Origin of the sequence: Streptomyces sp. NPDC044571, assembly GCF_040647115.1 — a bacterium.
GTDB lineage: Bacteria > Actinomycetota > Actinomycetes > Streptomycetales > Streptomycetaceae > Streptomyces.
In genome coordinates this window covers 20,144-42,337 of the sequence record NZ_JBEZBN010000027.1, presented here as the reverse complement: position 1 = coordinate 42,337, position 22,194 = coordinate 20,144, and the positions used below count along the sequence as shown (strand labels likewise).

Here is a 22,194-nt window from a genome sequence, read left to right as displayed (position 1 = left end):
GTACCCGAAGGGCCGCACCATGGACATCCCCGCGATCGCCGACGCCGAGGAACTCACCTGCGACGTCCTCGTCATCGGCGGCGGCACCGCCGGCACGATGGCGGCGCTGACCGCCGCCGAGCGCGGGGCCCGGGTGCTGCTGTTGGAGAAGGCGCACGTACGGCACTCCGGCGCCCTCGCCATGGGCATGGACGGGGTCAACAACGCCGTCGTGCCCGGCCGCGCCGAACCCGACGACTACGTCGCCGAGATCACCCGCGCCAACGACGGCATCGTCGACCAGTCCACCGTCCGCCAGACCGCCACCCGCGGCTTCGCGATGGTCCGGCGCCTGGAGTCGTACGGGGTGAAGTTCGAGAAGGACGAGCACGGCGAGTACGCGGTGCGCCAGGTGCACCGCTCCGGCTCGTACGTGCTGCCCATGCCCGAGGGCAAGGACGTCAAGAAGGTCCTCTACCGGCAGCTGCGCCGCCGCGAGATGCGCGAGCGGATCCGGATCGAGAACCGGGTGATGCCGGTACGGGTCCTCACCTCCCCCGAGGACGGCCGCGCGATCGGCGCGGCGGCCTTCAACACCCGCACCGGCGCCTTCGTGACCGTGCGTGCCGGGGCGGTGGTCCTGGCGACCGGCCCGTGCGGGCGCCTGGGCCTGCCCGCTTCCGGCTACCTCTACGGGACGTACGAGAACCCGACGAACGCGGGCGACGGCTACGCCATGGCCTACCACGCGGGCGCGGCGCTGACCGGGATCGAATGCTTCCAGATCAACCCGCTCATCAAGGACTACAACGGTCCGGCGTGCGCGTACGTCGCCAACCCCTTCGGCGGCTACCAGGTCAACCGGCACGGTGAGCGGTTCGTCGACTCCGACTACTGGTCGGGCCAGATGATGGCGGAGTTCGCGGCCGAGCTGGCCTCCGACCGGGGGCCGGTGTACCTGAAGCTGAGCCACCTCCCGGAGGAGTCCCTCTCGTCCCTCGAAACGATCCTGCACACCACCGAGCGGCCCACGCGCGGCACCTTCCACGCGGGCCGGGGCCACGACTACCGCACCCACGACGTCGAGATGCACATCTCGGAGATCGGCCTGTGCGGGGGCCACTCGGCCTCGGGCGTCCGGGTCGACGACCACGCCCGCACCACCGTGCCGCGGCTGTACGCGGCCGGTGACCTGGCCTCCGTACCGCACAACTACATGATCGGGGCGTTCGTCTTCGGCGACCTGGCGGGCGCGGACGCGGCGCGGTACACGGCCTACGAGGGTCCCCTGCCCGCCGATCAGCTGGCGGTCGCGCACGAGCTGGTCTACCGGCCGCTGCGCCATCCGGACGGGCCGCCGCAGCCGCAGGTCGAGTACAAGCTCCGCCGCTTCGTGAACGACTACGTGGCCCCGCCGAAGACGGGCACGAGGCTGTCGCTGGCGGTCGAGGCGTTCACCCGGATGGAGGCGGAGATCGCGCAGATGGGGGCGCAGACCGCGCACGAGCTGATGCGGTGCGCGGAGGTGTCCTTCATCCGGGACTGCGCGGAGATGGCGGCCCGGTCCTCGCTGGCGCGGACGGAGTCCCGCTGGGGCCTCTACCACGAGCGCCTCGACCACCCGGAGCGGGACGACGCGGGCTGGCTGTACCACCTGGACCTGCACAAGTCGGCTTCGGGGGAGATGGAGTTCACGGCCCGGCCGGTGGAGCCGTACCTCGTGCCGGTGGAGGGCTTCGCCCCGGCGGGCGGCCCCTCGCGCCACCTGGGCGCGGTGGAACTGCTCCCGGTGGCGACGGCGGGCCCGCGCGAAGCGGTGCCTGCGGCGCGTACGGCCACGGCGGCCGGCGCGGGCGCAGCCCCGGCATCCGGAGCCGCCACGGTACCGGCCGGGCCGTCCCCCCGGATCCTCGAACTCCTGGTCCTGGCCGAGGAGTCTCCGGACCTGGCGGCCCTGCGCCCGTACCTCGCCGACCCCGATCCGGCGGTACGGGCCACCGCCGTGGCCGCGATCGGCGAAACCGTTCCGGCGGGTGCGGGACCGGAGCTGGCGGCCCGCCTCGGCGATGCGGATCCGGCGGTACGGGCGGCGGCCGCGGCCGCGCTGCGGGAGCTGCTGGAGGTCCTGCCGGGCGACGCGGAACTGGGGGCCGCCCTGCGCGCCGCGCTGCCGGTCCCCGACCCGGTGGTCCGCTCGGCGGCGCTGGAGGCCCTGCGCGCGCTGCGCCTCGGGGACGCCGACCTGTACGCCGGGTCCCTCGCGGACACCGACCCGGAGGTCCGTGTCCACGCGGTACGGGCGCTGGTCTCGGTGGACGCCGTCGAGGCCCTCGCACGGGCCGCCACCGACCCGGCGCGGGAGGTCCGGGTCGCGGTGGCCAAGGGCCTCGCGGCGGTCCACACCCCGGCCCCCGCCCCGCTGGACCCCCTCCTGGCGGACCTGGACCCGCTGGTCCGGGGCGCGGCCCTGGCGGCCCTGGCGGCGACGGGCTGCCCGCCCGCCCACGCGGCCACCGCCGTGGCGGCCCTCGCCGCCCCGGCCTGGCAGGTCCGCGCGGGCGCGGCGACGGCCCTGTCGGCCGCAGCTTCGGATACCGCCGTGGCCGCCCTGGCCGAGGCCCTGAAGGACCCGAACGCGGACGTCCGCAAGGCTGCGGTCCTCTCCCTGCGCGCCCACCGCACCACCCCGGAGGCCCGCACGGCCCTGGCCACGGCCACCTCGGACCCGGACGCCGACGTCCGGGCATATGCCAGCCGCCACTGACTCCGTCAATGGCACGGAGTGGTTCACACGTGCAGGCGGTCCGGAACGGATCTCCGGCGATACGCTGGACGGACTCGCGAGACTCCGTCCCATGGGAGCACTACACATGAGCGTCGATCCCGAGATCCCTGAGCGGGAGCCCTCGCTCCACTGGCCGATCCCCCCTGCGGGCGGCTGGACCGCCGACGACCTCGACCGGCTTCCCAACCTGCCTCCGCATACGGAGCTGATCGACGGGAGCTTGGTCTTCGTGAGTCCGCAGACTCTTTTCCACTCGCGCGCCGTGAGCTTCTTCGAATGGCAGCTTCAGTCGCTGCTTCCCGCAGGGCTGGAGGTGGTGCGCGAGTTCACCATCGACATCGACCGGAAGAACAGGCCCGAACCAGATGTCATCGTTGTCGACGAGGAGGTCGTGGACGATCCGTCGCTGACCCGCTTTCCCGCCTCCTGCGTCCACCTCGCCATCGAGGTGGTCTCCCCGGAGTCGGTCGAGCGCGACCGGGAAACCAAGCCCCTCAAGTACGCCCGCGCCAAGATCCCGCACTTCTGGCGAGTGGAGAACAGGGAGGGCCGGGCTGTGGTGTACGTCTACGAGCTCGACCCGGCAACAAAGGCATACGTGGCGACCGGCATCTTCCACGACCGCCTCAAGGTCTCGGTGCCGTTTCAGATGGACCTGGACCTGACCGCCATCACTCCGAAGCGCCGCGCCTCCGAATAGCACCACGTGCCAGGGCCCGGCTCCCCCTGAGGGAGCCGGGCCCTGACGCGGAACCGCCGGAGGCTACCGCACGAACGTGCTCGCCTGCCCCGCCAGGTCCAGGAAGTACTGCGGGGCCACACCCAGGACCAGGGTGACGGCCACGCCCACCGCGATCGTCGTCATCGTCAGTGGCGACGGGACGGCCACCGTGGGGCCGTCCGCCTTGGGCTCGCTGAAGAACATCAGCACGATGACCCTGATGTAGAAGAACGCGGCGATCGCCGACGAGATCACACCGATCACGACCAGCACGCCCGCGCCGCCCTCCGCGGCCGCTTTGAACACCGCGAACTTCCCGGCGAAGCCGGAGGTGAGCGGGATGCCGGCGAAGGCCAGCAGGAACACCGCGAAGACCGCCGCCGTCAGCGGCGAACGACGGCCCAGGCCCGCCCACTTGGACAGGTGCGTCGCCTCGCCGCCCGCGTCCCGGACCAGCGTGACCACCGCGAACGCGCCGATCGTCACGAAGGAGTAGGCGCCCAGGTAGAAGAGGACGGACTTGACGCCCTCCGCCGACGTCGCGATCACACCGGCCAGGATGAAGCCCGCGTGCGCGATTGAGGAGTACGCCAGCAGGCGCTTCACGTCGGTCTGGGTCACCGCGATCACTGCGCCGGCCAGCATGGTCACGATCGCCACGCCCCACATCACCGGCCGCCAGTCCCACCGCAGACCCGGCAGGACCACGTACAGCAGGCGCAGCAGCGCGCCGAACGCGGCCACCTTCGTGGCCGCCGCCATGAAGCCCGTCACCGGGGTCGGGGCGCCCTGGTAGACGTCCGGGGTCCACATGTGGAAGGGCACCGCACCCACCTTGAACAGCAGGCCCATCAGGATCAGCGCGCCGCCGATCAGCAGCAGCGCGTCATTGCCCATGGTGTCGGCGAGCGCCGGGTCGAGCTGGCTGAGCTTGCCGTCCACCACGTCGGCGATCACCGCGTACGAGACCGAGCCCGCGTACCCGTAGAGCAGCGCGATGCCGAAGAGGAAGAAGGCGGAGGAGAAGGCGCCCAGCAGGAAGTACTTGACCGCGGCCTCCTGCGACATCAGCCGCTGGCGGCGGGCGACGGCGCAGAGCAGGTACAGCGGGAGGGAGAAGACCTCCAGCGCCACGAACAGCGTCAGCAGGTCGTTGGCGGCCGGGAAGATCAGCATGCCGGAGATGGCGAACAGCACCAGCGGGAAGACCTCGGTGGTGGTGAAGCCCGCCTTGACCGCGGCCTTCTCGCTCTCGCTGCCCGGGACGGACGCCGCCTGCGCGGCGAAGGAGTCCACCCGGTTGCCGTGCGCGGCCGGGTCGAGGCGCCGTTCGGCGAAGGTGAAGACCGCGACGATCGACGCCAGCAGGATCGTGCCCTGCAGGAACAGCGCCGGGCCGTCCACGGCCACGGCGCCCATCGCCGCGATGTGCGCCTTGGAGCTGCCGTACCCGCCGGCGGCGAGGCCGACGACCGCCGCGAAGGCCGAGGCCAGGGCGGCGACGGCGAGGAACGCCTGCACGTAGTAGCGGGACCTGCGCGGTACGAAGGCCTCGACGAGGACTCCGAGGACCGCCGCGCCCACCACGATCAGCGTGGGCGCGAGCTGCGCGTACTCGATGTGCGGAGCGGGGATCTTCTCCACCGGCTCCGCGGCCGCCAGTGTCAGCAGCCCTTGGGCAGCAGCCATCGTGCTCACTTCGCCGCCTCCCCGTTCTTGGCCTCGACGGCCACCTGTGGCTTCGGGTCCTTCTCGTGGACGTCGGACAGGGTGTGCTTGACCGCCGGGTTGACGATCTCGGTCAGCGGCTTCGGGTACACGCCGAGCCCGATCAGCAAGGCGATCAGCGGGGCCACCACCAGTACCTCGCGCAGGCGCAGGTCCGGCATGCTCCGGACCTCCTCCTTCACCGGGCCGGTCATCGTGCGCTGGTAGAGCACCAGCGTGTAGAGCGCGGCGAGCACGATGCCGACGGTGGCGATGATCCCGACGACCGGGTACCGGGCGAAGGTGCCCACCAGCACCAGGAACTCACTGACGAAGGGCGCGAGGCCCGGCAGGGAGAGGGTGGCGAGGCCGCCGATCAGGAAGGTGCCGGCGAGGACCGGGGCCACCTTCTGCACACCGCCGTAGTCGGCGATGAGCCGCGAGCCGCGCCGCGAGATCAGGAAGCCGGCCACCAGCATCAGCGCCGCCGTCGACAGCCCGTGGTTGACCATGTAGAGCGTCGCGCCCGACTGCCCCTGGGAGGTCATCGCGAAGATGCCCAGGATGATGAAGCCGAAGTGCGAGATCGAGGCGTAGGCGACCAGCCGCTTGATGTCGCGCTGCCCGACCGCGACCAGCGCACCGTAGACGATGCTGATCAGGGCAAGCACCAGGATCACCGGCGTGGCCCACTTGCTGGCCTCGGGGAACAGCCCGAGGCAGAAGCGGAGCATCGCGAAGGTGCCGACCTTGTCGACGACCGCGGTGATCAGCACGGCGACCGGGGCTGTGGCCTCGCCCATCGCGTTGGGCAGCCAGGTGTGCAGCGGCCACAGCGGCGCCTTCACCGCGAAGGCGAAGAAGAAGCCGAGGAAGAGCAGCCGCTCGGTGTTGGTCGCCATGTCGAGCGTGCCGGCGGCGCGGGCGGCGGTGATCTCCTGGAGCGAGAAGTTCCCGGCGACCACGTAGAGCCCGATGACTGCGGCCAGCATGATCAGGCCGCCGACCAGGTTGTAGAGGAGGAACTTGACCGCCGCGTACGAGCGCTGCGCGGCCGCGTTCTCCTCGGAGCCGCCCGCCGCGGCAGCGGCTGATCGAGAGGAAGTCGCCCGGTCCCCGAAGCCGCCGATGAGGAAGTACATCGGGATGAGCATGGCTTCGAAGAAGATGTAGAAGAGGAAGACGTCGGTGGCCTCGAAGGAGATCACCACCATCGCCTCGACCAGCAGGATCAGCGCGAAGAAGCCCTGCGTCGGCCGCCAGCGCTGACTCTTGGTCTCCAACGGGTCGGCGTCATGCCACCCGGCCAGAATGATGAACGGCATCAAAACGGCGGTGAGCCCGATCAGCGCCACCCCGATGCCGTCGACGCCCAGTTCGTAGCGGACGCCGAAGTCGGCGATCCAGGCGTGCGATTCGGTCAGCTGGTAGCGCGCGCCGCCGGGCTCGAAGCGGACCGCGACGAGCACGGCCAAGGCCAGGGTCGCCAGCGAGACGAGCAGCGCGAGCCACTTGGCGGCGGTCCGGCGGGCGGCCGGGACGGCCGCCGTGAGGACCGCGCCGACCGCGGGCACCGCGGCCGTCACCGTCAGAAGCGGGAAACTCATTTCACACCGCCCTCATCAGCAGGGTCGCGGCGATGAGGATCGCCGTGCCCCCGAACATCGAGACCGCGTAGCTGCGGGCATAGCCGTTCTGGAGCTTGCGCAGCCGACCCGAGGTCCCGCCGACCGAGGCGGCCGTCCCGTTGACCACCCCGTCGACGAGGCTGTGGTCGACGTAGACGAGCGAGCGGGTCAGGTGCTCCCCGCCGCGGACGAGTACGACGTGGTTGAAGTCGTCCTGGAGCAGGTCCCGCCGGGCCGCCCGGGTGAGCCAGCTGCCGCGCGGGGCGACGACCGGGACGGCCCTGCGGCCGTACTGGGCGTACGCGAGGCCCACGCCGAGGAGCAGCACCACGACCGTGGCGGCGGTGATCGCACCGGCGCCGATGGGCGGATGCCCGTGCTCGAAGGAGGTGACCGGCTCCAGCCACTTCACGAAGGCCTCGTTCAGGCTGAAGAGGCCGCCCGCGAAGACCGAGCCGAAGGCCAGCACGATCATCGGGATGGTCATGGACTTCGGGGACTCGTGCGGGTGGGGCATCTCTCCGGGGCGGGCTTCGACGCCGGGCTCCACGCCGGGCGCGGTGGCGGGGTCGGGCGCCGGCTGCCACCGCTTCTCACCGAAGAACGTGAGCACCATGACGCGGGTCATGTAGTAGGCGGTGATGCCCGCGCCGAGCAGGGTGACCGCCCCGAGGATCCAGCCCTCGGTGCCGCCCTTGGCGAAGGCCGCCTCGATGATCTTGTCCTTGGACCAGAAGCCCGACAGGCCCGGGAAGCCGATGATGGCGAGGTAGCCGAGGCCGAAGGTCACGAAGGTGACCGGCATGTACCGGCGCAGGGCCCCGTACTTGCGCATGTCGACCTCGTCGTTCATCCCGTGCATCACGGAACCCGCGCCGAGGAAGAGGCCGGCCTTGAAGAAGCCGTGCGTGACCAGGTGCATGATCGCGAAGGCGTACCCGACGGGGCCGAGGCCCGCCGCCAGGATCATGTAGCCGATCTGCGACATCGTGGAGCCCGCCAAGGCCTTCTTGATGTCGTCCTTCGCGCAACCGACGATCGCACCGAAGAGGAGCGTGACCGCGCCGACCACGACCACCGCGGTCTGCGCGTCCGGTGCGGCGTTGAAGACCGCCCCGGACCGGGTGATCAGGTACACGCCGGCGGTGACCATGGTGGCCGCGTGGATCAGGGCCGAGACCGGGGTCGGGCCCTCCATCGCGTCACCGAGCCAGGATTGCAGCGGCACCTGTGCCGACTTGCCGCACGCGGCCAGCAGCAGCATCAGGGCGATCGCCGTCAGCTTGCCCTCGCTCGTCGCGTCCACCGCGCCGAACACCGGCCCGAAGGCGAAGGTCCCGAAGGTGGTGAACATCAGCATGATCGCGATCGACAGGCCCATGTCGCCGACCCGGTTGACCAGGAAGGCCTTCTTCGCGGCGGTGGCCGCGCTGGGCTTGTGCTGCCAGAAGCCGATGAGCAGGTACGAGGCGAGGCCGACGCCCTCCCACCCGACGTACAGCAGCAGGTAGTTGTCGGCGATGACGAGGAGGAGCATCGCCGCGAGGAACAGGTTCAGGTAGCCGAAGAAGCGGCGGCGGCGGTCGTCGTGCTCCATGTACCCGATGGAGTACACGTGGATGAGCGTGCCGACTCCGGTGATCAGCAGGACGAAGGTCATCGACAGCTGGTCGAGCTGGAAGGCGACGTCCGCCTGGAAGCCCTCGACGGGGATCCAGCTGAACAGCTTCTGGTGCATGGCCCGGTCCTCGGCGCCGCGCCCCAGCATGTCCGCGAACAGGGCCGCGCCGATGCCGAAGGAGACGGCGGCGAGCAGGGTGCCGAGCCAGTGGCCGGCCTTGTCGAGCCGCCGGCCGCCGCACAGCAGCACCGCCGCCCCGAGCAGGGGCGCCGCGACCAGCAGCGCAATCAGATTCTCCACTGTGTGAACGCCCCTTACAGCTTCATCAGGCTGGCGTCGTCGACCGAGGCCGAGTGGCGGGTACGGAACAGCGACACGATGATCGCGAGGCCCACCACGACCTCCGCGGCGGCGACGACCATCGTGAAGAAGGCGATGATCTGGCCGTCGAGGTTGCCGTGCATCCGGGAGAAGGTCACGAAGGCCAGGTTGCAGGCGTTGAGCATCAGCTCCACGCACATGAACAGGACGATCGCGTTCCGCCGGATCAGCACGCCTGCGGCGCCGATCGTGAACAGCAGTGCCGACAGGTACAGGTAATTGACCGGGTTCACTTCGAGGCCTCCTCACGGCCGAGCCGCTCGGCGGCCCGCTGCTCCAGTGCCTTCATGTCCTCAAGGGCCTCGCTGGAGACGTCCCGGATCTGGCCGCGGGCCCGCAGCGTCTTGTTGACGGTCAGCTCGGACGGGGTACCGTCCGGCAGTAGACCGGCGACGTCGACCGCGTTGTGCCGGGCGTAGACGCCGGGCGCGGGCAGCGGCGGGAGCTGGACCCCCTCGCGTACGCGCCGCTCGGCGAGCTCGCGCTGCGTGGCGGCCCGCTCGGTGCGCTCGCGGTGGGTCAGCACCATCGCACCGACGGTCGCGGTGATCAGCAGCGCACCGGTGATCTCGAAGGCGAACACGTACTTGGTGAAGATCAGCGTGGCCAGACCCTCCACGTGCCCGGTGGAGTTGATCCGGCCGAGCCCGTTGAAGTGCTTCAGCGAGGCGTTGCCGATCCCGGCGACGAGCAGGACGCCGAAGCCGAGCCCGCACAGGACCGCCAGCCAGCGCTGCCCCTTGAGGGTCTCCTTCAGCGAGTCGGCCGCCGTGACGCCGACCAGCATGACCACGAACAGGAACAGCATCATGATCGCGCCGGTGTAGACGATCACCTGGACCACGCCCAGGAAGTAGGCCCCGTTGGCGAGGTAGAAGACCGCCAGGACGATCATCGTCCCGGCCAGGCTCAGAGCGCTGTGGACGGCTTTCTTCATCAGGATCGTGGACAGCGCGCCGATCACGGCGACCACGCCGAGGATCCAGAACTGCACCGCCTCACCCGTGGAGGTCACCGTGCCGGCAGCCGCGGCGATCGCGCTCATGCCCCCACCCCCTCGCCACGAGCGGATGCGCCCGACGTCTCGGTCCCGGCAGGAGCCGCCGTCTCACCCTTGGACCGGGCGGCCTGGCGCTGCATACCGGGAGCAGCGCCCGACACCAGCCCGCGGTAGTAGTCCTGCTCGTCCGTGCCCGGGTACATGGCGTGCGGTGCCTCGACCATGCCCTCGGTCAGCCCGGCGAGCAGCTGTTCCTTGGTGTAGATGAGCGACTCGCGGCTGGAGTCGGCCAGTTCGAACTCGTTCGTCATCGTCAGCGCCCGCGTCGGGCAGGCCTCGATGCACAGCCCGCACAGGATGCAGCGGGCGTAGTTGATCTGGTAGACCGCGCCGTACCGCTCGCCCGGGGAGTAGCGCTCCTCCTCGGTGTTGTCCGCGCCCTCCACGTAGATGGCGTCGGCGGGACAGGCCCAGGCGCACAGCTCGCACCCGATGCACTTCTCCAGGCCGTCCGGGTGCCGGTTCAGCTGGTGCCGTCCGTGGAAGCGCGGGGCGGTGGTCTTCTGCTGCTCCGGGTACTGCTCGGTGAGGCGCTTCTTGAACATGGCCTTGAAGGTCACGCCGAAGCCGGCCACCGGGTTCTGCCACTTCTCGTTCGGGTCCGCGTCAGACATTCTCAGCACCCTCCTCTCGGTCACTGTCAGTATTCGTCCCGCCACTGACAATCAGCTCCCCCGCACCGCGGGGCCGCCTGCGCGGCACGGGTGCGAGCTGCTGGCCCGGCTTGGGCGGTACGGGGAATCCGCCGGCCAGCGGATCGAAGGACTCGGCTGCGGCGCCCTTGCCGGCGCCTCCTCCGGCGGCCTTCTCCTTGCGGTCGCGCAGCAGGTCCGCGACGAGGGACAGCAGCAGGATGGCGACGACCGCGCCGCCGACGTAGAGCACGATCTCCGAGAAGTCGTACCTCTCGTTGCGCAGCGCCCGTACGGTCGCGACGAGCATCAGCCAGACCACGGAGACCGGGATCAGCACCTTCCAGCCGAGCTTCATCAGCTGGTCGTAGCGCACGCGCGGCAGCGTGCCGCGCAGCCAGATGAAGAAGAAGAGCAGCAGCTGGACCTTGATGACGAACCAGAGCAGCGGCCACCAGCCGTGGTTCGCGCCCTCCCAGTACGTCGAGATCGGCGCCGGGGCCCGCCAGCCGCCCAGGAAGAGGGTGACCGAGACCGCCGAGACGGTGACCATGTTGACGTACTCGGCCAGCATGAACAGCGCGAACTTGATGGAGGAGTACTCGGTGTTGAAGCCGCCGACCAGGTCGCCCTCGGACTCCGGCATGTCGAAGGGGGCGCGGTTCGTCTCGCCGACCATCGTGACGACGTAGATGATGAAGGAGACCGGCAGCAGGACGATGTACCAGCGGTCGGCCTGCGCCTCGACGATCGCCGAGGTCGACATCGACCCGGAGTAGAGGAAGACCGAGGCGAAGGCCGCGCCCATCGCGATCTCGTACGAGATCATCTGCGCGCAGGAACGCAGGCCGCCGAGCAGCGGGTACGTCGAGCCCGAGGACCAGCCCGCGAGGACGATCCCGTAGATGCCCACCGAGGCGACGGCCAGGACGTAGAGCATCGCGATCGGCAGGTCGGTCAGCTGCATCGTGGTGCGCTGCCCGAAGATCGAGACCTCGTTGCCCGAGGGACCGAAGGGGATCACCGCGATCGCCATGAAGGCCGGGATCGCGGCGATGATCGGCGCCAGGACGTAGACGACCTTGTCCGCCCGCTTGACGATGATGTCTTCCTTGAGCATCAGCTTCACGCCGTCGGCGAGCGACTGGAGCATGCCCCAGGGGCCGTGCCGGTTGGGGCCGATGCGCAGCTGCATCCAGGCGACGACCTTGCGCTCCCACACGATGGAGAACAGCACGGTCACCATCAGGAAGGCGAAGCAGAACACCGCCTTGACGACCACGAGCCACCAGGGGTCCCGGCCGAACAGGGACAGGTCCTCTGCGGCAAGTTGTACGAGGTCACCGTGTGCCGCGTTCACGCGTCCACCTCCGCGGTGGTGTCGGCTGCGCCGGCCGGGGTCGCCGGACCGATCCGTACGAGGGCGCCCGGGAGGGCGCCGGTGTCGGCGAGGACGCCGGAGCCGGCGGAGTTCAGCGGGAGCCAGACCACCCGGTCGGGCATGTCGGTGATCCGCAGCGGCAGTTCCACGGAGCCGGCCGGGCCGGTCACCGCGAGGACGTCGCCGTCCTTGACGCCGCTCTCGGCGGCGGTGGCCGCCGACAGCCGGGCGAGGGCCTCGTGCCGGGTGCCGGCCAGGGCCTCGTCACCCTCCTGGAGCAGGCCCAGGTCGAGCAGCAGCCGGTGGCCCGCGAGGACCGCCTCACCGGCGCGCGGCCGGGGCAGCGGCGCGGTGTCCGCGGACTGCGCGGTGGCGCGCTCCCCCGACCACGGGCCGAGCCCGTCGAGCTCGCGGCGTACGGCGTGGACGTCGGGCAGGGCGATCGGCCGGTCGGCGGCGTCGGCGAGCATGTGCAGCACGCGGGCGTCGGCCGGGGCGAGCCGGCGGGTCATCTGGTCGGGCTTGAGCGCCGCCTCGAACGGCCGGACCCGGCCCTCCCAGTTGATGAACGCCCCCGCCTTCTCCGCGACCGCCGCCACCGGGAACACCACATCGGCGTGGTCGGTGACCTCGCCGGGCCGCAGTTCCAGGGAGACCACGAAGGCCTCCCGGAGGGCGACCCGCGCGCGGGCCGGGTCCGGCAGGTCGCGCACCTCGACGCCCGCGACCAGCAGGGCGGTCAGCTCGCCCCCGGCCGCGGCCTCGACGATCTGGCCGGTGTCCCGGCCGTAGCGGTGCGGGAGTTCGTCCAGCCCCCAGGCGGCGGCGACCTCGTCGCGGGCCCGCGGGTCGGTGGCCGGGCGGCCGCCGGGCAGCAGCGACGGCAGTGCGCCCGCCTCGACGGCGGCCCGCTCCCCGGCCCGGCGCGGGATCCACACGAGCGTGGCGCCGGTGGCGGTGGCGGCCCGTACGGCCGCGGTCAGCGCGCCCGGCACGCCCGCGAGGCGCTCCCCGACGACGATGACGGCGCCCGGCTCGCGCAGCGCGTCGGCGGCCTCGGAGCCGCCGGCCTCCAGGCCGGTACGGGTGGCCAGCGCGTCCAGCCACTCGGGTTCGGTGCCGGGGGCGGCGGCCAGCAGGGTGCCGCCCGCCTTCTCCAGACCGCGGGTGGCGTAGGGGGCGAGGGCGAAGGTCCGCTGCTTGTGCTTGCGGTGGGCCTTGCGCAGCCGCAGGAAGACGCCGGGGGCCTCCTCCTCCGCCTCGATGCCGGCGAGCAGCACCGCGGGCGCCGCCTCCAGCGAGGAGTAGGTCACTCCGCTGCCGTCGAGGTCCTTGCCGGTGCCCGCGACGGCGGCGGCCAGGAACTCGGCCTCCTCCGCGCTGTGGATCCGGGCCCGGAAGTCGATGTCGTTGGTGTCCAGCACGACCCGGGCGAACTTGGCGTACGCGTAGGCGTCCTCGACGGTGAGCCGGCCGCCGGTCAGCGCCCCGGCCCGGCCCCGTGCGGCGGCGAGCCCGGCGGCCGCGACCTCCAGGGCCTCGGGCCAGCTCGCCGGGGCGAGGACGCCGTCGGCGCCGCGCACCAGCGGGGTGGTCAGCCGGTCGGGGCGCTGCGCGTAGCGGAACGCGAAGCGCCCCTTGTCGCACACCCACTCCTCGTTGACCTCGGGGTCCTCGGCGGCCAGCCGGCGCAGCACCTTGCCGCGCCGGTGGTCGGTCCGGGTCGCGCAGCCGCCCGCGCAGTGCTCGCACACGCTCGGGGAGGAGACGAGGTCGAAGGGGCGGGAACGGAAGCGGTACGCGGCCGAGGTGAGGGCGCCGACCGGGCAGATCTGGATGGTGTTGCCGGAGAAGTACGACACGAAGGGGTCGCCCTCGCCGGTGCCGACCTGCTGGAGCGCACCGCGCTCCAGCAGCTCGATCATCGGGTCGCCCGCCACCTGCGTGGAGAAGCGGGTGCAGCGCGCGCACAGCACGCACCGCTCGCGGTCCAGCAGCACCTGGGTGGAGATCGGAACCGGCTTCTCGTAGGTGCGCTTCCTGCCCTCGAAACGCGATTCGGCGTTCCCGTGCGACATCGCCTGGTTCTGCAGCGGGCACTCGCCGCCCTTGTCGCAGACCGGGCAGTCCAGCGGGTGGTTGATGAGCAGCAGCTCCATCACCCCGCGCTGGGACTTCTCGGCGACCTCGGAGGTCAGCTGCGTCTTGACGACCATGCCGTCGGTGCAGGTGATCGTGCAGGAGGCCATCGGCTTGCGCTGGCCCTCGACCTCGACGATGCACTGGCGGCAGGCGCCGACCGGGTCGAGGAGGGGGTGGTCGCAGAACCGGGGGACCTCGATGCCGATCTGCTCGGCGGCCCGGATCACGAGCGTGCCCTTGGGCACCGACAGCTCGATGCCGTCGATGGTCAGCGAGACCGTGTCTTCGGCGGCCTTCGGCCGCCCCGCCGCCTCCCCGCCACCGGCGGGAGCGTTGGTGGTGACGGTCATGCGTTCACCTCCGTGTCAGCCCAGAGGGTCGACTTCCTGGGGTCGAAGGGGCAGCCCCTGCCCGTGATGTGCTGTTCGTACTCCTCGCGGAAGTACTTCAGCGAGGAGAAGATCGGGCTGGCGGCGCCGTCGCCGAGCGCGCAGAAGGACTTGCCGTTGATGTTGTCGGCGATGTCGTTCAGCTTGTCGAGGTCGGACATCACGCCCTTGCCGGCCTCGATGTCGCGCAGCAACTGGACCAGCCAGTACGTGCCCTCGCGGCAGGGCGTGCACTTGCCGCAGGACTCGTGGGCGTAGAACTCGGTCCACCGGGTCACCGCACGGACCACGCAGGTGGTCTCGTCGAAGCACTGGAGGGCCTTGGTGCCGAGCATGGATCCGGCCGCGCCGACGCCCTCGTAGTCGAGGGGGACGTCGAGGTGCTCGTCGGTGAACATCGGCGTGGAGGAGCCGCCCGGGGTCCAGAACTTCAGCCGGTGGCCGGGGCGCATCCCGCCGCTCATGTCGAGGAGCTGGCGCAGGGTGATGCCGAGCGGGGCCTCGTACTGGCCGGGACCGGCGACGTGCCCGGAGAGCGAGTACAGGGTGAAGCCGGGGGACTTCTCGGTCCCCATCGCCTTGAACCAGTCGTTGCCGTTGTTGAGGATCGCGGGAACCGACGCGATGGACTCGACGTTGTTCACGACGGTGGGGCAGGCGTAGAGCCCCTCGACGGCAGGGAAGGGGGGACGCAGCCGGGGCTGACCGCGCCGGCCTTCGAGGGAGTCGAGGAGGGCCGTCTCCTCGCCGCAGATGTACGCGCCCGCTCCCGCGTGCACCGTGATGTCGAGCTTGAGCCCGCTCCCGAGGATGTTCTCCCCGAGGTAACCGGCCTCGTACGCCTCGCGCACCGCCTCGTGCAGGCGCCGCAGGACCGGTACGACCTCGCCGCGCAGGTAGATGAAGGCGTGCTCCGACCGGATCGCGTAACAGGCAATGATCATTCCCTCGATGAGGGAGTGCGGATTGGCGAAGAGAAGGGGGATGTCCTTGCAGGTTCCCGGTTCCGACTCGTCCGCGTTCACGACGAGGTAATGCGGCTTCCCGTCGCCCTGCGGGATGAACTGCCACTTCATTCCGGTGGGGAAGCCCGCCCCGCCGCGTCCGCGCAGACCGGAGTCCTTCACGTACGCGATGAGGTCGTCCGGGGTCATCGCGAGCGCCTTGCGCAGGCCCTCGTACCCCTCGTGGCGCCGGTATGTCTCCAGCGTCCAGGACTGCGGCTCGTCCCAGAAGGCCGACAGCACGGGTGCCAGCAGCTTGTCCGGGGCGCCGTTCGTGTGCATGTCGGCGGTCACGGTCATCACTCCCCCTCCTCGGTGGCAGCCGGTGCCTCGCCACGCGGGTGCACGACCTTGCTGCCCTGCTGCGGGCTTTCGCCCCGGGCGATCCGCAGTCCGATCAGCGAGGCGGGGCCGGCGCCGCCGCCCGCCTCGACGGCGCCCTCGCGCTCGTCGGGGAAGCCCGCGAGGATCCGGGCGGTCTCCTTGTACGTGCACAGCGGCGCGCCCCGGGTGGGGGTGACCGTGCGGCCGGCGATCAGGTCGTCCACCATGGCCTTGGCGGACTCGGGGGTCTGGTTGTCGAAGAACTCCCAGTTGACCATCACCACGGGGGCGTAGTCGCAGGCCGCGTTGCACTCGATGTGTTCGAGGGTGACCTTGCCGTCGGGGGTGGTCTCGTTGTTGCCGACCCCGAGGTGTTCCTTGAGCTCCTCGAAGATGGCGTCGCCGCCCATGACCGCGCACAGGGTGTTCGTACAGACCCCGACCTGGTAGTCGCCCGAGGGCCGCCGCCGGTACATCGTGTAGAAGGTGGCCACGGCGGTGACCTCGGCGGTGGTCAGGCCCAGCGTCTCGGCGCAGAACCGGATGCCGGTGCGCGAGACGTACCCCTCCTCGGACTGCGTCAGGTGCAGCAGCGGCAGCAGCGCGGAGCGGCTGTCGGGGTAGCGGGCGACGATCTCCTTCGCGTCCGCGTCGAGCCGGGCGCGCACCTCGGCCGGGAAGTCGGGGGCCGGCAGCTGGGGCATGCCCAGGCTGAGGGGGCCCTGGGGCGTGGCCCCTCCGGAAGACACGGCTGTCATCGGTCGACGCCTCCCATCACGGGGTCGATGGAGGCGACGGCGACGATGACGTCGGCGACCTGGCCGCCCTCGCACATCGCTGCCATGGCCTGCAGGTTGGTGAAGGACGGGTCGCGGAAGTGGACCCGGTAGGGGCGGGTGCCGCCGTCGGAGACGACGTGCACGCCGAGCTCGCCCTTGGGGGACTCGACGGCCGCGTACGCCTGCCCGGCCGGGACCCGGAAGCCCTCGGTCACCAGCTTGAAGTGGTGGATGAGTGCCTCCATGGAGGTGCCCATGATGTTCTTGATGTGGTCGAGCGAGTTGCCGAGGCCGTCGGGGCCCATCGCGAGCTGCGCCGGCCAGGCGATCTTCTTGTCGGCGACCATCACCGGGCCCGGCTCCAGCCGCTCCAGGCACTGTTCGATGATCCGCAGCGACTGGCGCATCTCCTCCAGGCGGATCAGGAACCGCCCGTACGAGTCGCAGGTCTCGGTGGTCGGCACGTCGAACTCGTAGGTCTCGTAGCCGCAGTACGGGTCCGCCTTGCGCAGGTCGTGCGGCAGGCCCGCCGAGCGCAGGATCGGGCCGGTGGCGCCGAGCGCCATGCAGCCGGTGAGGTCGAGGTAGCCGACGTCCTGCATGCGCGCCTTGAAGATCGGGTTGCCGGTGGCGAGCTTGTCGTACTCCGGCAGGTTCTTCTTCATGGTCTTCAGGAAGTCGCGCAGCTGGTCCACGGCGCCCGGGGGCAGGTCCTGCGCGAGGCCGCCGGGCCGGATGAACGCGTGGTTCATGCGCAGGCCGGTGATCAGCTCGAAGATGTCGAGGATCAGCTCGCGGTCCCGGAAGCCGTAGATCATGATCGTGGTCGCGCCCAGCTCCATGCCGCCGGTGGCGATGCACACCAGGTGGGAGGAGAGCCGGTTGAGCTCCATCAGCAGGACGCGGATGACGGTGGCGCGGTCGGGGACCTGGTCGGTGATGCCGAGGAGCTTCTCGACGCCGAGGCAGTACGCCGTCTCGTTGAAGAACGGCGTCAGGTAGTCCATGCGCGTGACGAAGGTGGTCCCCTGCGTCCAGTTGCGGAATTCGAGGTTCTTCTCGATGCCGGTGTGCAGGTAACCGATGCCGCAGCGGGCCTCGGTGACCGTCTCGCCGTCGATCTCCAGGATCAGGCGGAGCACTCCGTGGGTGGACGGGTGCTGGGGACCCATGTTGACGACGATCCGCTCGTCGTCCGCCTTGGCGGCCGACTGGACGATCTCGTCCCAGTCGCCGCCGGTGACGGTGTAGACGGTTCCTTCGGTCGTCTCGCGCGCCGAGGCGTGGTCGGCGGAGGAGGCGTGGTGGGACGTGGACATCAGCTGTACGACCTCCGCTGGTCGGGAGCCGGGATCTGGGCGCCCTTGTACTCGACGGGAATACCGCCGAGCGGGTAGTCCTTGCGCTGTGGGAAGCCCTGCCAGTCGTCCGGCATCATGATCCGGGTGAGGGCCGGGTGCCCGTCGAAGACCAGGCCGAAGAAGTCGTACGCCTCGCGCTCGTGCCAGTCGTTGGTCGGGTAGACCGCGACGAGCGACGGGAGGTGCGGGTCGCCGTCCGGGACGGACACCTCCAGCCGCAGGACCCTGCCGTGCGTGATCGAGCGCAGGTGGTAGACGGCGTGCAGCTCGCGGCCCGCGTCCCCGGGGAAGTGGACGCCGCTGACACCGGTGCAGAGCTCGAAGCGCAGTGCCGGGTCGTCGCGCAGGGTGCGGGCGACGCGTACGAGGTGCTCGCGGGCGATGTGGAAGGTGAGCTCGCCCCGGTCGACCACCGTCTTCTCGATGGCGTTCTCGGGGACGAGGTCCTGCTCCTCCAGGGCGCCTTCGAGCTCGTCGGCGACCTCGTCGAAGTACGAACCGTAGGGGCGGTGGCTGGCGCCGGGCAGCGCCACGGTGCGGACGAGGCGGCCGTAGCCGCTGGTGTCGCCGCCGTTGTTGGCGCCGAACATGCCCTTGCGGACGCCGATCACCTCGGGTCCGGCGGAGCCCCGGGGAGCAGGAACGTTGTTCCCGTTGCTGCCGTTGTCCGGGGGGGTCTGGCTGGTGTCGCTCACCGGAGCAGCCCCTTCATCTCGATGGTCGGGAGGGCCTTGAGGGCCGCCGCCTCCGCCTCGCGGGCCGCTTCTTCCCGGTTCACGCCGAGCTTGGAGCCCTGGATCTTCTGGTGGAGCTTGAGGATCGCGTCCATGAGCATCTCGGGGCGGGGCGGGCAGCCGGGCAGGTAGATGTCCACCGGGACGATGTGGTCGACGCCCTGGACGATCGCGTAGTTGTTGAACATGCCGCCCGAGGAGGCGCAAACCCCCATGGAGATGACCCACTTGGGAGCGGGCATCTGGTCGTACACCTGCCGGAGCACCGGCGCCATCTTCTGGCTGACCCGCCCGGCCACGATCATCAGGTCGGCCTGGCGCGGGGAGCCGCGGAACACCTCCATGCCGAAGCGGGCCAGGTCGTAGCGGCCGGCGCCGGTGGTCATCATCTCGATGGCGCAGCAGGCGAGGCCGAAGGTCGCGGGGAAGACGGATGACTTGCGCACCCATCCCGCGGCCTGTTCGACGGTGGTCAGCAGGAAGCCGCTCGGCAGCTTCTCTTCCAGTCCCATGGGAAATTCAGCCCCTCAGTCCCATTCCAGGCCGCCGCGGCGCCAGACGTAGGCGTAGGCGACGAAGACGGTGAGCACGAAGAGCAGCATCTCGACGAGCCCGAAGATCCCCAGGGAGTCGAAGGTGACGGCCCAGGGGTAGAGGAAGACAACCTCGATGTCGAAGACGATGAAGAGCATCGCCGTCAGGTAGTACTTGATGGGGAAGCGACCGCCACCGGCCGGCGTGGGCGTCGGCTCGATGCCGCACTCGTACGCTTCGAGCTTTGCCCGGTTGTACCGTTTGGGGCCGATCAGCGTGGCCATGACCACGGAGAAGATCGCAAACCCTGCGCCGAGGGCGCCGAGCACGAGGATGGGCGCGTACGCATTCACGCTCCTCGCTCCTTCCAGTCGTCCTTGACCGTTGGACCGCTGCGCCGGCGCGGGGCCCCTCCCAGCGGGAGCTGGGGGAGTCCTGCCTCGCGAAGATCGTGTACATGTGAGGCAGTTCACAAGCCGGACTGATGCGCATCCTATGCCCGCTCGTCTGTGATCTGCGACACGGGTTGCAACACCGAGTTTGTGATCTCCACCACCCGACGAACGATCATGAAGGCTTCCAGGTGGCGATCTTTGTACGCGAAGGATTCACACGGCTACGAAAGGTGACATTAGCTGCGTTACCGCAGGTAGAAGGCGACTGCTCCTATCAAACGATGGTCAGTGCAGGCAAATTCGCCCTGTCGGGCCCGTCGGTGATAAGGGGATCCGCGTCGCCCGGTCGAGGGAGGCCGCGCGTACGGGAGTGGACGTGTGCATCCGTTCACGAACCCGGCGGGTTGTGCCCGGCCGGTTCACGGCGAGATCACGGACGGGCCACAGACTCCCCACGGCGAGACATTCCTGTGACCTGCGCCACGTCGGATTCGTGCCTCCGAAAGAGGGCTTGGCCAACTGTGCGCGGGGATGGTAGGCCGCGGATCAATTCGGACTAATTACTGAAACCCCATGATCACAGGCTTGTGAGGGGCTGTCCGATTCGTCCGTTACGGCGTCAATAGGTCGCGCGGCGCGTCCGGTTGCGCCCGAATCGCGCACAACTGTGGCGCACACCACGTTTCTTGAAGGGAACCGCGACCCCCTGATAGCGGTTGTACCCATGTCCCACACCGCTCACATACCCAGCCACCGGAAGCCCCGTCGCAGCGCCTCGAAGCTCGCGGTCCGCGCCGGAGTTGCCGGTGGCGTCCTCAGCACCCTGGCCATGGCCGGCACGGCGAGCGCGTCCCCGTCCGAGCCCGTGGCCGAGACGACGCTCGAAATGCCGGTCCTGAACCTGGATCTGGCCGCCGAGGTCTCCTCCGCCGTCACCACGGCCGCCGAGAACACGGCCGCCGCCGCCGTCACCGGCGAGCTGCACGTCCAGGAGGAGGAAGCCCGCACGGGCGCCGCCGCCGAGGCGAAGAAGGCCAAGGAAGACGCCGAGAAGGCCGACGCCGAGAAGAAGGCGAAGGAAGAGGCGGACCGCAAGGCCGCTGCCGAGCGCGCCACCCGCAGCTCCTCCCGCGCCACCCTGCAGAGCACCTCTGCCTCCGGCAGCCTGGGCTCCGGCACCGTGACCGCCCCGGCCACCGGATCCGCGGCCGCCATCGTGAACTTCGCCCGCGCGCAGGTCGGCAAGGCCTACGTGATGGGCGGCACCGGCCCGTCCTCCTTCGACTGCTCCGGGCTCGTGCAGGCCGCCTACCGCCAGGCCGGCATCTCCCTGCCCCGCATGTCGCAGGACCAGTCCTCCGAGGGCAGCTCGGTCTCCCTCAGCGCCCTCCAGCCGGGCGACATCCTGTACTGGGGCTCCCGCGGCAACGCCTACCACGTCGCCCTCTACGTCGGCGGCGGCAAGTTCGTCGGCGCGCAGAACCCCAGCACGGGCATCGTCGAGCGCTCCCTGAGCTACGACCGCCCGACGGGCGCCGTCCGCGTCCTCTGATCCCCGCTCCGCGGCACGCCGGACACCGCGAAGGGCCGGTACTCCCCCGCTCGGGGGTGGAGTACCGGCCCTTGGCCATGCCCCGGTTCGGCTTCAGCCGAGCGACGCCGCCAGCTTGAAGCGGGCGTCGCGCTGCTTCTTGTAGAGCGCGAGCGTCTCGGCGTGCTCCTCGATGAGCCGCTGCTGGTAGGCCTTCTCGACGGCGTACCAGACCCCCACGAGGTTCACCTCGTACTTGCACGCCACGTCGGCCTTGGCCGCCGAAACGGCCTTGGCGCCGCCCAAGTCGCTCTGCAGGCCCAGCTTCTCGACGACCTCGTACGGGGTTTTGAGCCCGGTATAGCCGGACTTGTCCATGCAGGCGGACCACTTGCGCAGGACCTCGACGACCCGGGAGTCGCCCTTGGAGCGGTCGTGCGCCTCGCCGGCCAGGCCGAAGGCGAAGAGGAGGTCCACGCTGTCCTTGGTCGGCGCGTACAGCTTGCGGTAGCCCTCCCGCCCACAGCCCCCCGCGGGCACCTTCTGCCCGCCGACCTCGATGCCGCTGTCCACGCGGGCGGCGTCCTCCTCGTTGAGCGCGTCGGGGGGCGGCTGTGCGCCCGGCCCGCCGCCGCCCGGCGGTTCACCGTGCAGGACCGTGTACGCGCTGTCGCTCAGCTTCGGGGCAGGCGGCTTGGCCGGCTTCCCCTCGCCCGAGGTCTTGTCGTACCCGTGGGCTGCCGCAACCGCCGGATCGGCCAGGCCGAACAGATGGGCGTGCCGGTCACCCGGCGCCCCGCCCGCAGAGCGCCCGACCGCCGTCACCCCCTCGTACGTGAACCCGTACCGGGCCATGCACGCGGCGACGAGGCCCTCCTGCACCCGGCCCATCCTCATGGTGTCCGCCTCGGTGTCCATGTACGCGTCCATGGGCAGGGAGAGGGAGGACGTGGCCGGGTTCACGGCGACGGCACCCAGCTTCGGCTCCCCACCGCCGCTCCCCGTCCCGCCGCCGGCTCCCGAACAGCCCGCAAGGAGGACGGCCGCCAGCAGCGCCGCCGGGACGGGGATCCGGCGGGGCCGGCGGTGCGCATCGTGGAACACTC

Annotated in this window: 18 protein-coding genes; 3 read left to right on the top strand and 15 right to left on the bottom strand. The window is 70.5% G+C overall.

Going from position 1 to position 22,194, the window contains the following annotated elements; genetic code table 11:
• Nucleotides 1–19: 19 nt before the first annotated feature.
• Complete coding sequence (locus AB0B01_RS16685) at nucleotides 20–2,743, top strand: fumarate reductase/succinate dehydrogenase flavoprotein subunit (protein ID WP_361718751.1); 2,724 nt, start codon at nucleotides 20–22, stop codon at nucleotides 2,741–2,743.
• A gap of 106 nt (nucleotides 2,744–2,849) precedes the next feature.
• Nucleotides 2,850–3,464 (top strand): Uma2 family endonuclease, encoded by a 615-nt coding sequence (locus tag AB0B01_RS16680; protein WP_361718748.1) that lies wholly within the window; start codon nucleotides 2,850–2,852, stop codon nucleotides 3,462–3,464.
• 63 nt (nucleotides 3,465–3,527) lie between these two features.
• On the opposite strand, the gene nuoN is transcribed toward AB0B01_RS16680, so the two are convergent.
• Genes nuoN through AB0B01_RS16610 form a run of 14 tightly spaced genes read right to left on the bottom strand, consistent with a single transcriptional unit; the run spans nucleotide 3,528 to nucleotide 19,515 of the window.
• Nucleotides 3,528–5,174 carry an NADH-quinone oxidoreductase subunit NuoN gene (gene nuoN / locus AB0B01_RS16675; RefSeq protein WP_361718745.1) on the bottom strand — a complete coding sequence of 549 codons (1,647 nt, stop codon included), beginning with the start codon at nucleotides 5,172–5,174 and terminating at the stop codon, nucleotides 3,528–3,530.
• A gap of 5 nt (nucleotides 5,175–5,179) precedes the next feature.
• Nucleotides 5,180–6,799: an NADH-quinone oxidoreductase subunit M gene (locus AB0B01_RS16670; protein ID WP_361718742.1), complete on the bottom strand. Its 1,620-nt coding sequence runs from the start codon at nucleotides 6,797–6,799 to the stop codon at nucleotides 5,180–5,182.
• A gap of 1 nt (nucleotide 6,800) precedes the next feature.
• Nucleotides 6,801–8,741, bottom strand: coding sequence for an NADH-quinone oxidoreductase subunit L (gene nuoL, locus AB0B01_RS16665; RefSeq protein ID WP_361718739.1), 1,941 nt, complete (start codon nucleotides 8,739–8,741; stop codon nucleotides 6,801–6,803).
• Nucleotides 8,742–8,755: 14 nt separating this feature from the next.
• On the bottom strand, nucleotides 8,756–9,055 hold the full coding sequence (gene nuoK, locus AB0B01_RS16660; RefSeq protein WP_356850827.1) for an NADH-quinone oxidoreductase subunit NuoK: 300 nt from the start codon (nucleotides 9,053–9,055) through the stop codon (nucleotides 8,756–8,758).
• Nucleotides 9,052–9,867, bottom strand: a complete 816-nt coding sequence (locus AB0B01_RS16655) for an NADH-quinone oxidoreductase subunit J (RefSeq protein ID WP_361718736.1) — start codon at nucleotides 9,865–9,867, stop codon at nucleotides 9,052–9,054. Before AB0B01_RS16655 ends, nuoK begins: the two co-directional genes overlap by 4 nt.
• Nucleotides 9,864–10,496, bottom strand: coding sequence for an NADH-quinone oxidoreductase subunit NuoI (gene nuoI / locus AB0B01_RS16650; RefSeq protein WP_361718734.1), 633 nt, complete (start codon nucleotides 10,494–10,496; stop codon nucleotides 9,864–9,866). Before nuoI ends, AB0B01_RS16655 begins: the two co-directional genes overlap by 4 nt.
• Complete coding sequence (gene nuoH, locus AB0B01_RS16645) at nucleotides 10,489–11,874, bottom strand: NADH-quinone oxidoreductase subunit NuoH (RefSeq protein ID WP_361718731.1); 1,386 nt, start codon at nucleotides 11,872–11,874, stop codon at nucleotides 10,489–10,491. The genes nuoI and nuoH overlap by 8 nt, the downstream gene beginning before the upstream one ends.
• Complete coding sequence (locus AB0B01_RS16640) at nucleotides 11,871–14,387, bottom strand: NADH-quinone oxidoreductase subunit G (RefSeq protein WP_361718728.1); 2,517 nt, start codon at nucleotides 14,385–14,387, stop codon at nucleotides 11,871–11,873. Before AB0B01_RS16640 ends, nuoH begins: the two co-directional genes overlap by 4 nt.
• The gene (gene nuoF, locus AB0B01_RS16635) at nucleotides 14,384–15,733 is read right to left on the bottom strand and encodes an NADH-quinone oxidoreductase subunit NuoF (protein ID WP_361718725.1); all 1,350 of its coding nucleotides are present in this window, start codon (nucleotides 15,731–15,733) and stop codon (nucleotides 14,384–14,386) included. The genes AB0B01_RS16640 and nuoF overlap by 4 nt, the downstream gene beginning before the upstream one ends.
• A complete protein-coding gene (gene nuoE, locus AB0B01_RS16630) occupies nucleotides 15,730–16,458 on the bottom strand; it encodes an NADH-quinone oxidoreductase subunit NuoE (RefSeq protein WP_361718722.1) in 729 nt (242 codons plus the stop codon). Before nuoE ends, nuoF begins: the two co-directional genes overlap by 4 nt.
• A gap of 50 nt (nucleotides 16,459–16,508) precedes the next feature.
• Nucleotides 16,509–17,852, bottom strand: a complete 1,344-nt coding sequence (locus tag AB0B01_RS16625) for an NADH-quinone oxidoreductase subunit D (protein ID WP_356850820.1) — start codon at nucleotides 17,850–17,852, stop codon at nucleotides 16,509–16,511.
• The gene (locus tag AB0B01_RS16620; RefSeq protein ID WP_361718718.1) at nucleotides 17,852–18,589 is read right to left on the bottom strand and encodes an NADH-quinone oxidoreductase subunit C; all 738 of its coding nucleotides are present in this window, start codon (nucleotides 18,587–18,589) and stop codon (nucleotides 17,852–17,854) included. The genes AB0B01_RS16625 and AB0B01_RS16620 overlap by 1 nt, the downstream gene beginning before the upstream one ends.
• Nucleotides 18,586–19,140 carry an NADH-quinone oxidoreductase subunit B family protein gene (locus tag AB0B01_RS16615; RefSeq protein WP_356850818.1) on the bottom strand — a complete coding sequence of 185 codons (555 nt, stop codon included), beginning with the start codon at nucleotides 19,138–19,140 and terminating at the stop codon, nucleotides 18,586–18,588. Before AB0B01_RS16615 ends, AB0B01_RS16620 begins: the two co-directional genes overlap by 4 nt.
• Nucleotides 19,141–19,155: 15 nt before the next feature.
• Entirely contained in the window at nucleotides 19,156–19,515 is a 360-nt protein-coding gene (locus tag AB0B01_RS16610) for an NADH-quinone oxidoreductase subunit A (protein ID WP_030028256.1), read from the bottom strand.
• A 766-nt stretch (nucleotides 19,516–20,281) separates the two neighbouring features.
• On the opposite strand from AB0B01_RS16610, the gene AB0B01_RS16605 reads away from it, so the two are divergent.
• Nucleotides 20,282–21,109: a C40 family peptidase gene (locus AB0B01_RS16605; RefSeq protein ID WP_361718715.1), complete on the top strand. Its 828-nt coding sequence runs from the start codon at nucleotides 20,282–20,284 to the stop codon at nucleotides 21,107–21,109.
• Nucleotides 21,110–21,202: 93 nt separating this feature from the next.
• Here the strand turns inward: AB0B01_RS16605 and AB0B01_RS16600 are convergent, their stop codons facing one another.
• The gene (locus tag AB0B01_RS16600) at nucleotides 21,203–22,192 is read right to left on the bottom strand and encodes a hypothetical protein (protein ID WP_361718712.1); all 990 of its coding nucleotides are present in this window, start codon (nucleotides 22,190–22,192) and stop codon (nucleotides 21,203–21,205) included.
• Between the last annotated feature and the right edge of the window lie 2 nt (nucleotides 22,193–22,194).